The following is a 9,003-nucleotide window of genomic DNA, read 5'->3' as shown; positions in this document are numbered from 1 at the left end:
AAAATTTGGTGGGGGTGCAAAAACGCCGATTATTCATCCACCAGTCGTACAGAATTCATTCTTAATTCTGACTCCTGACTCCTGAATTATGTTCGATAAATCAATATAGCAATTATACTGGGTTACTTCTAAATTCTGACTTCTAACTGCTGAATTTTTACCTGATTTATTTTTGATTATAATTATAAAGGCTTAAATTTAATTAAGCCTCTACAAGGAACTATAAAGCTTTTTATTCGGTTTTCTTGGGTTTTTTGAGGTCTGGGGGAGGTTGTATTTTCTTCGTTGTTCCACTAGGCTGTGTTTGGTTCAATGCTTTGTTGGAATTTTGTTCTTGATTAGGCATAATACTAAATTTGAAAGTCTAATACAATTTAATCTACATTACGGGTATTGTCGATTACTGAAATATCTCAGAGAAAATTTAAGAAAATAGACCACGCGGTAGGATAGCACATCTGTACTACCCTACGACACATGTGGTTCAAATACATGAAAACTGTTGTAATTGCATGGAATACAGACCTAACAAGAACAGCCCTTAAAAGCTAGGTTGGGAAGTAAGTCTTAAATCTGTAATTTTTTAAATGGGAGTAGTGGCCGTTAAGACACTGGAATCTCAATGACAAATTCTGTTCCTTCACCAAGCACAGAATTGCAACTCAACCGCCCATCGTGGGTTTCCTCAACAATTTGACGAGCGATCGCTAATCCTAATCCCGTTCCTTTCCCCACCTCTTTAGTTGTAAACAGGTGGTCAAAAATCCGCACTTTAATCTCCTCTGGCATCCCCTGACCGTTATCTTTAATACGAATTGTTACCCTGCCTTGGTCACTGGATACTTCGGTGTAAATCAGTATTTGCTGATGATCGGCTTGCACTTGGGCAAAAGAACGTCCCTGAATGGATGTATCGAAGGCATCAATTGCATTCGCGAGGATGTTCATAAATACTTGATTTATCTGTCCTAAAAAGCACTTGACAGGCGGTAATTTTCCGTATTCGGTGATGACTTCGATCGCTGGACGTTTTTCGTCAGCTTTAAGACGATACTTCAAAATCAACAGCGTACTCTCAATCCCTTCATGGAGGTTACAAGCAACTTTTTCGGTTGTATCGGCTCTGGAAAAGGTGCGGAGACTAGTACTAATGTCTCTAATTCGTCCCGAAGCCACCTTCATCGAACTTACTAGCTTTGGGAAGTCCTCAGTCAGGAATTTTAGGTCAATTTTTTCGCCATGCTGGATGACTGCGATCGCTGGAGTAGGATGATGTTGTTGGTAGGATTGGATATGGGCGAGTAAGTCTTGAGTGTACTCTTCGGCATTGTTGAGACTGCCTTCGAGAAATCCAATGGGATTATTAATTTCATGTGCCACCCCTGCAACCAAATTGCCCAAGGTTGCCATTTTTTCATTTTGCACCATTTGGAGTTGGGCTTGCTCAAGTTCTTGCAGCGATCGCTCTAACTGTTGTCCATAATTTTGAGATTCTTGATAAAGACGGGCATTTTCTAGAGAGATGGCAGCTTGGGCGCATAGCAGTTGGATAACTTCGATGTGATCGCGAGTAAATGCACCAATTGTCAACGGATTTTCTAGATATAGCAGCCCAATGATTTTACCCTGATTTAATATCGGCGTACACAACACACTCTTAGGTTGTTGCTGCATGAAATATGGGTCAGCGATAAAATCAGTTTGTGCTGTTACATCATCGAACACAACAGTTTTTAAGCTGCGTTTGACAGAGTTTACTAGTGTAATCGGAATACCTTCACTGGTTGACAATGGTACAGATACCAGCATCACTCCTTGATTAATAGTGGCTACAGCTTCAACCACTAAGTTGCCCTCTTGGACTACAAGCAGGGCAGCTTTTTGTGCCCCAGCATTTTCTATCACTACTTTCAAAAGGGTCGTGAGTAATTGCTCTAATTGAATTTCACTGGAGAGAGCTTGTGAGGCTTTAAAGATAGTAGCCAAATCGAGAGCTTCAGAAATACTGGTGCTAGAAAGGTTTGTGTGGATGGTTTGATATAATGTATCGACATTTGAACTCAGTTGAAAGCGATTAAGTTGCCCTTGTAAGATGGGAGCCAGGAGTTGAGGATAGCGTTTTTCTAAGTCCTCGATTTTGGCTTTAGTACCCCAACGGGCATAGCAGTAATAAGCTTCTTGCATGTAAGTTTGAGCGATTTTTTCTTTGCCCCAGTCAAGGTAGAACTTGGCAGCTAGTTCATTGCTCAAGGCTTCTTCTTGGATATATTTGTTTTCTTTAGCAAGAGAAATGGCGCGATCGTACAATTCCATTGCTTTGTTTTTTTGCAACAAAATCCGATGCCGTTCTGCTTCGACTAAGTAAAATTTGTGTTGATGATTCATTGGGGCATGATGCGCCCATTTTTTCAGCTTTTTCTGATGAGATGTTACTTTTTTAATAATCTGTTTTTGCTCGGTAGCCGTTGCTGTTGGATAGAGAATTAGTTGGGTTAGTGCCTGATAAAAATAAACTATTGGTACAACTGCGGCCGATGTTACCCCATCTAAATAGGTTATTGCATTAATTGCTGCCTCAGATGCTCCGGTATAATTTTCAAACAGGTAGCAAAGTATCAGTTCATTAGCATAGCTAAAGCACAATCCAGTGCGATCGCCTGCTTGCTCTTGTAATAGGCGAATAGTTTGTGCATCATAAACAGCACCTGATAAGTAACTGGGATTAGTAGATCCCAACAAATTCAAGATGGCTTGACGAAATGAATTAATATACATCTCAGGTTTTTCTTGTCTAAAATGGCTGTAGACTTCAGCATAGTCACCCATCTGTTTTTCTAACTCAGCCAATTCCTGCCCCATAAAGTATCCATGAAAACTACAGGTATAGCTAGCCCAAGCAGCATATTCAATATCTCCTGTTTCTAACCCCACTTGATAGGCTTCGGTTAACGGTGCAATTGTGTCTTGAAGCGGTTCATGCCAGTGATTAATAAATGTTTGAACAATGAAGAAGGTTCTAGCTTTAAATTCCTTGCTATGAAATTTTTCGAGAACTTGTAATGCTAATTGACCAAATTCATAACCTGTCTGAATATTTCCCAGAATGCCACACTCAATCAATCCATACCAGGCATAGCCAAATGCAGATGCTGCCGCATTTCCGTACTGCATCGATAAATCGACTTCGCTCAAGATTATTTGTGGCAGTAAATCTGGACGACCAATATAAGCCGTTGAATTTGTACTAGCTAGAATTCGGATTGCTGCCAGTTGTTTGTCCCCCGTCATGTCAGGTAAATCAATCAAATTTAAAGGAGATTTACCTAAAAGTCGTAATTTTGTTTGGGCTAAACTGAGGAATGTTTGCGTTTTATTTGCTTGATGAGATAGTTTGACCCCTAAGAGATTTAGCAGTGCGATCGCAGTCTGAATCGAATCATCAAAACGACTCTGAGCTAAATAAGATTGGATTTGGATCTCAATCGATTTCACCTGATCTAGTAAGACGTTGGCATGGTGTTGCACTTGCTTAACAAACTCTTCTACCTGATCAAATTGACCCATAAAATAGGCTGCCGAAGCAGCTTCTTCATGTAAGGCTAATGTGAGTGAATATTGTTGTTGCCAGCTATCTGTTCTCAATAGCTGAATACCGCAATTTATATATTCCATTGTATTAGCATAAGCAGTGGATAGTTTGGCTTTTTGCCCAGCTAGCAAATTTAACTGTGCTAATTGTTCTTTATCAGACTGTTGAGTGATTAACTTTACACCAATATTCAACTGATTAACAATCTCAAAAATTCTCTCTTCCTGCTTTTGAATGGGTATTTTGCTTAATAGCAGTTGGCCAATTTGTAGGTGGATGGATTGCTTTTTTGACTCTGGGATTAACGCATAAGCCGCTTGTTGAACACGATCATGTAAAAATTTATAATTTACAGTTAGCGAACTTTGTGCTAAATCCTGTGTTTCCCGCCCAACATAGAATTTATAAACTTCACTTTGTGGTATTATTAATCCTTCTTGTAATGCTTTCCACAGATATGTTGCTGTTTCGGTTTCGGAATTTTCCGAAACAATTGCCAATGTTGCCAAATCAAATTGATTCCCAATACAAGCTGCTAATTTCAAAACATCCTGCGTTGGTTCTGGCAATTTTCGCAACTGTAACACCATAAAATCAACCACATCATCTGTTATAGCTAACGTCTTCAACTGGGCAATATTACATTGCCAGCTTCCGCTATCTAAATCAAATGTAATTAGCTGATATTGATGCAGGGCTTTGAAAAATTGCGTACTAAAAAATGGATTACCCTTGGTTTTCTGATAAACTAATTGTGTTAGAATTTGTGTAGTTTGTAGTGGAAAGTTTAGGGTATCAGCAACCAGTTGATTTAAACTTGCTTCACTCAGTGGAGCTAATGTAATTTTGTTAATCGTAGCATTGGCTTTGGCAATTTCATCTAATGTCAACATCAATGGATGGGCAGCAGAAACTTCATTATCCCGATAAGCTCCAATTAAAAGTAAAGATCCACTTCCTGACTCGTTGATCAGCAACTGCATCAATTTGAGTGATGTAGAATCGGCCCACTGCAAATCATCGAGGAAAATTACTAATGGATGTTCTTTTGTGGTGAATATCTGAATGAACTTTTGGAAGAGTAAATTAAACCGATTCTGTGCTGCACTTGGTGAAAGTTGGGTTGCAGGTGATTGTTCACCAATAATTCGTTCTAGTTCGGGAATTACCTCAAGAATGACTTGCCCCTGATCACCCACCACTTGTAAAATTTTATTTTTCCAAGTTGACAATTGTTCATCTGATTCACTCAGTAATTGCCCCATTAAGTCTCGAAACGCTTGCACAAAAGCAAAGAAGGGAATATTACGATTAAATTGGTCAAATTTGCCTTTGATGAAGTAGCCTCTTTGCCGGACAATGGGTTTATGAACCTCATTGACCAAAGCAGTTTTACCAATACCAGAAAAACCAGCCACTAGCATTAGTTCCGTCTGATTGTTGGTAACGCGGTCAAATGCTTTTAGCAGAGTTTCAACTTCATGCTCACGACCATAGAGTTTTTCTGGGATAATAAAGCGATCGCACACATCCCGTTGGGCAATTGGGAAACTTGCAATTTTCCCCGTTCCCTTTAGCTGATGTAAACAATTTTCTAAATCATATTTCAGCCCGAATGCGCTCTGATAGCGGTCTTCGGCATTTTTCGCCATCAATTTGCTGACGATAGATGAGAGTACAGGCGCAATTTGCGGATTAATCTCATCTACTAAAGGCGGAAGTTTTGCAATATGACAATGTACCAATTCCATCGGATCGTGCGATTGAAATGGTAATTGCCCTGTTAGTAATTCGTAAAAAGTTACACCAAGTGAATAAAAATCAGTCCGGTAATCAATTCCCCGATTCATGCGTCCAGTTTGTTCTGGAGACAAATAGCTGAGTGTCCCTTCTAGCACATTAGGACTCATGAGGATTTGAGTTTCTCGTGGCAACAGAGATGCAATACTAAAGTCAATTAACTTAACTTCTTTAGTTTCGGGATTAATTAAAATATTGGCGGGTTTAATATCTTTGTGAATGACCCGATGACGAATTAGAATATCTAAGGCATTACACAGAGCGATCGCTACATATAAAAACTCAATCAGAGATTTTACGCTTCCCCCACTTCCCATTGCCCCTGATCGCCAGAGGGGGGGCCGAGTTGCCCACTCCCTACTCCCCATTCCTTCAAGGAAATTCCCCCAAAGTCTTCCATCACTAACGCATAGCCATTCTGATACGGTTCTAGGCTGTAGGTTTGGATGATTCCAGGTAGATTCAGATTTTTGGCGATCGTGAACTGGTTGCGAAACTGTATTAATTCACTGAAGCTGGGATAAGCAGTTTTCATCAGCTTAATCACCACAGATTTTTGGTCAATCTCTCGATTAGCGCGATAAACTAAGGTTCGAGAACCGTTGTAGAGTTTTTTGCTAACATGATATCCAGAAATGCTGACCATACGGCTTAATTTTTGAGACCTTACTATCTAGGGTTCCCAAAAACATCGCAATATTTACAGCTATAGATTAAGGCATTGCATCCATTTGACTCACCTTTATAGCTTTAGTTGGCATATTTCCATATGGATTGTCAACATCATAAATTTCTATATCTCCCTTATCCACTAAAATGTTGATAGCTGCGTAAGAAGAATTATATGAATATCCTTGTACTCCTAAAATGTCCACGACAAAATAGCACAGACCTACAAAATCCTTTCCATCTAACTTGATATTATTTAGCTAACACTTCACGCACCCACTGCCTAAATGCTCGTCGCGCTGAACTAGATCCTTCTGTCAGGCTGAGTTGCAAAAACTGCAATATTCCTTCAATCACAGGCAAATTCCCAAATGTGGGACTAGTTTCCATCTCAACATATTCTGCTTGATTTAAGACAAATACTTGCAACTTGCCACCTCCGTAACACCAAAGTTCACGTACACCCAACGCCACATAAGCACTAAGCTGGGTCTTTGAGGTAACATCAATTTCAATTGCTAAATCTGGTGGTGGATCAACTGACAAATCTAACCGTCGCTTGCCGATCATTTGGCGAGCATTTTGGATATAAAAACAGGTATCCGGTTCTACACCTACTGCCATTTGCGTAGGCGCAGCCCGCCGTAGGCATCGCTTAAATGTTGTCGAGCCGTAAGGTTCCCAGTCAAGTTCTAACTCATCAAGTAGGATTTTAACCATGTCGCCGATTAATTCTTTGTCAACTTCATGTTCTGGTGAAGGCATCCGAATCTCTAACACCCCTTGATAATAAGCAACTCGTGCAGCACGATGTTCTCCAAGTTCCTCTAGAATTGCTTCAAACTCTGCCCAACTGATCTCGCGCAATGTCAAGCACTGCCCTGGTTGAAGGTCGATTTGGCGCAGTTGCAGTGTAACAACCATTTCATCCTCCGTACCGTTCACTGTTTAGCTAAAACAAATAGTCGGATTGGTTCAAAATCCAACACTGTACTCAGTACTTTGAGTCAGTGTGTGGAGTGTGTGCAAAGACAGAAAATGTCAAGCAAAAGTAGAAAAACCTAGATTCGGTGGAATATCCTGAATCCGCCCAGGCCCGATCGCTCGTAATGCTTCTTTGAGTAAAATATCCCCAGTATACAAAGCACGTCCGACAATCACACCAGTCACGCCTTGAGGTTCTAACGCCAACAAACTCAACAAATCGGTGATAGAACTTACCCCGCCAGAGGCAATTATCGGGATGGAAATTGCCGCCGCAAGTTCTCGCAAAGCTTCTAAATTCGGGCCTGTAAGTGTACCGTCTCGGTGGATATCTGTGTAAATTATGGCGGCTGCACCCAATTCTTGCATTTGTACAGCCAATTGGGTTGCTAAAACTTCCGAGGTTTCTAACCAACCGCGAGTTGCTACGCGTCCGTTACGGGCATCAATACCGATAATAATTTGTTCGGGAAATTCTGCACACAATTCTTGTACTAGCTGGGGTTGTTCTACGGCGATAGTGCCGAGAATTGCCCACTGTACGCCTAGATTGAATATTTGTTGCACGCTGGTGCGATCGCGCAATCCTCCACCAATTTCAATGGGTACTGACACTGCATGTGCGATCGCTTCAATTGCCCCCAGGTTTACGACTTTACCTGCTTTAGCACCATCTAAATCAACTATATGCAATCTAGTAGCACCTTGATCTACCCACTGTTTGGCAACATCAGCAGGATTTTCGCTAAAAACTTGCGAGCGATCATAGTCTCCTTGATACAGTCGCACACAGTGACCTTCTAGTAAATCAATCGCTGGAATTACATCCATTTATTTTTTCCTCATAACTCAATGCAATCAAACCGCTAGCTATAGCTGAATTTACTATTTGTCATTTTTCATTTTTAATTGCCTTACAGCTTGCCCAAAACCCAGCACAAGCAAGATATTAGAAAGCGTCAAAAATGCTTCTGCACTGCCGTGCAACCAATCTACATTTGCTAAAGACTTGCCATAATGTAATACAGCATAAATCCCTGCCGGGATGGTGACGGCAACAAACACGAGAGTGCCGTAAAATCCATATAGCGCTAAACGCGGCATTTGCGGACTGCGGCTGAGAAACCACAAGAAACCCAAGTAGGGAAACAGTGAAAGCGCAAATAGGGTTTCTTTAGAAATCATTGCTCTAATTTGATAGGTTTTGGTTCAACAGTGTCAGGAGATTTGGTAGAACGCCAAATTAAAAACGCTGCTGCCCAAAGCGTAAAATTACCAACTAAGGTCATGGTAGCTTGAAGCGTTACCAGCCATTCCAGAGATTCGGCGTTGTCGAAATAATGCCAGGTACAAGCACACATGGCGCTGACTAAAGCTGGTAACATGGCAAGGGATAATCCCCACCAATTGCGATTACCAGTGAGTTCGCCGTAAGTCCAGATTAACCAAATGGCGACAATCCACTCAATAACGCTAGAAACATGAATAATCCAGGTGGGAATCGATAGGGCGTGCATAAGAAAGTGGGGAGTGGGGAGTGGGGAAGGTGGGGCCCCCTCTGGGTATAACGGGTAATGGGGAATTATAAGTTAGGAGTTAGGAGTTAGGAGTAGCGCTGTCAAGGTGAGATGTAGCTTGAATTTTATATTTGTTTAAACAAAATCTTTACTTGTTCTTTTAGAATTTTAAAGATTCCGAGTTCAGAGGTTCAACGTCGGAGTTCAGAGGCTCAAGTGTCGAGTTCAAAGGCTCAAGTGTCGAGTTCAGAGGCTCAAGTGTCGAGTTCAGAGGCTCAAGTGTCGAGTTCAGAGGCTCAAGTGTCGAGTTCAGAGGCTCAAGTGTCGAGTTCAGAGGCTCAAGTGTCGAGTTCAGAGGCTCAAGTGTCGAGTTCAGAGGCTCAAGTGTCGAGTTCAGAGGCTCAAGTGTCGAGTTCAAAGGCTCAAGTGTCGAGTTCAGAGGCT

At 41.2% G+C, this 9,003-nt stretch carries 8 protein-coding genes; 1 reads left to right on the top strand and 7 read right to left on the bottom strand.

The window, feature by feature from the left end; genetic code table 11:
* Positions 1-603 precede the first annotated feature (603 nt).
* The 7 genes from PUQ00_RS31085 to PUQ00_RS31060 all read right to left on the bottom strand — a co-directional run bounded on the left by PUQ00_RS31085 (position 604) and on the right by PUQ00_RS31060 (position 8,559).
* Complete coding sequence (locus PUQ00_RS31085; RefSeq protein WP_335029601.1) at positions 604-5,706, bottom strand: AAA family ATPase; 5,103 nt, start codon at positions 5,704-5,706, stop codon at positions 604-606.
* Entirely contained in the window at positions 5,685-6,035 is a 351-nt protein-coding gene (locus PUQ00_RS32980; RefSeq protein WP_335029600.1) for a hypothetical protein, read from the bottom strand. Before PUQ00_RS32980 ends, PUQ00_RS31085 begins: the two co-directional genes overlap by 22 nt.
* Positions 6,036-6,102: 67 nt before the next feature.
* Positions 6,103-6,264 (bottom strand): hypothetical protein, encoded by a 162-nt coding sequence (locus tag PUQ00_RS31080; RefSeq protein ID WP_300423695.1) that lies wholly within the window; start codon positions 6,262-6,264, stop codon positions 6,103-6,105.
* Positions 6,265-6,310: 46 nt separating this feature from the next.
* Positions 6,311-6,982: a Uma2 family endonuclease gene (locus PUQ00_RS31075; protein ID WP_300423694.1), complete on the bottom strand. Its 672-nt coding sequence runs from the start codon at positions 6,980-6,982 to the stop codon at positions 6,311-6,313.
* Between the two features lie 117 nt (positions 6,983-7,099).
* Positions 7,100-7,873 (bottom strand): 1-(5-phosphoribosyl)-5-[(5-phosphoribosylamino)methylideneamino]imidazole-4-carboxamide isomerase, encoded by a 774-nt coding sequence (hisA, locus tag PUQ00_RS31070; protein ID WP_300423693.1) that lies wholly within the window; start codon positions 7,871-7,873, stop codon positions 7,100-7,102.
* Positions 7,874-7,927: 54 nt separating this feature from the next.
* On the bottom strand, positions 7,928-8,227 hold the full coding sequence (locus tag PUQ00_RS31065) for a DUF3593 domain-containing protein (RefSeq protein WP_300423691.1): 300 nt from the start codon (positions 8,225-8,227) through the stop codon (positions 7,928-7,930).
* A complete protein-coding gene (locus PUQ00_RS31060) occupies positions 8,224-8,559 on the bottom strand; it encodes a DUF2499 domain-containing protein (protein WP_300423689.1) in 336 nt (111 codons plus the stop codon). Before PUQ00_RS31060 ends, PUQ00_RS31065 begins: the two co-directional genes overlap by 4 nt.
* 216 nt (positions 8,560-8,775) lie before the next feature.
* Here PUQ00_RS31060 and PUQ00_RS31055 point away from each other — a divergent pair.
* Positions 8,776-9,003: hypothetical protein (locus PUQ00_RS31055; RefSeq protein WP_300423687.1), on the top strand; the 228-nt coding region annotated here is incomplete at its 3' end.

Source organism: Nostoc sp. S13 (assembly GCF_029379315.1).
Classification (GTDB): domain Bacteria; phylum Cyanobacteriota; class Cyanobacteriia; order Cyanobacteriales; family Nostocaceae; genus Nostoc.
The sequence above is the reverse complement of the archived record's forward strand: the minus strand, read 5'-3'. Positions and strand labels throughout refer to the sequence as shown.

Bases quoted from the DNA above. Each gene is read 5' to 3' on its own strand.
- PUQ00_RS31085 (WP_335029601.1), bottom strand. From the start codon at position 5,706: ATGGGAAGTGGGGGAAGCGTAAAATCTCTGATTGAGTTTTTATATGTA.
- PUQ00_RS32980 (WP_335029600.1), bottom strand. From the start codon at position 6,035: ATGGTCAGCATTTCTGGATATCATGTTAGCAAAAAACTCTACAACGGT.
- PUQ00_RS31075 (WP_300423694.1), bottom strand. From the start codon at position 6,982: ATGGTTGTTACACTGCAACTGCGCCAAATCGACCTTCAACCAGGGCAG.
- hisA (WP_300423693.1), bottom strand. From the start codon at position 7,873: ATGGATGTAATTCCAGCGATTGATTTACTAGAAGGTCACTGTGTGCGA.
- PUQ00_RS31065 (WP_300423691.1), bottom strand. From the start codon at position 8,227: ATGATTTCTAAAGAAACCCTATTTGCGCTTTCACTGTTTCCCTACTTG.
- PUQ00_RS31060 (WP_300423689.1), bottom strand. From the start codon at position 8,559: ATGCACGCCCTATCGATTCCCACCTGGATTATTCATGTTTCTAGCGTT.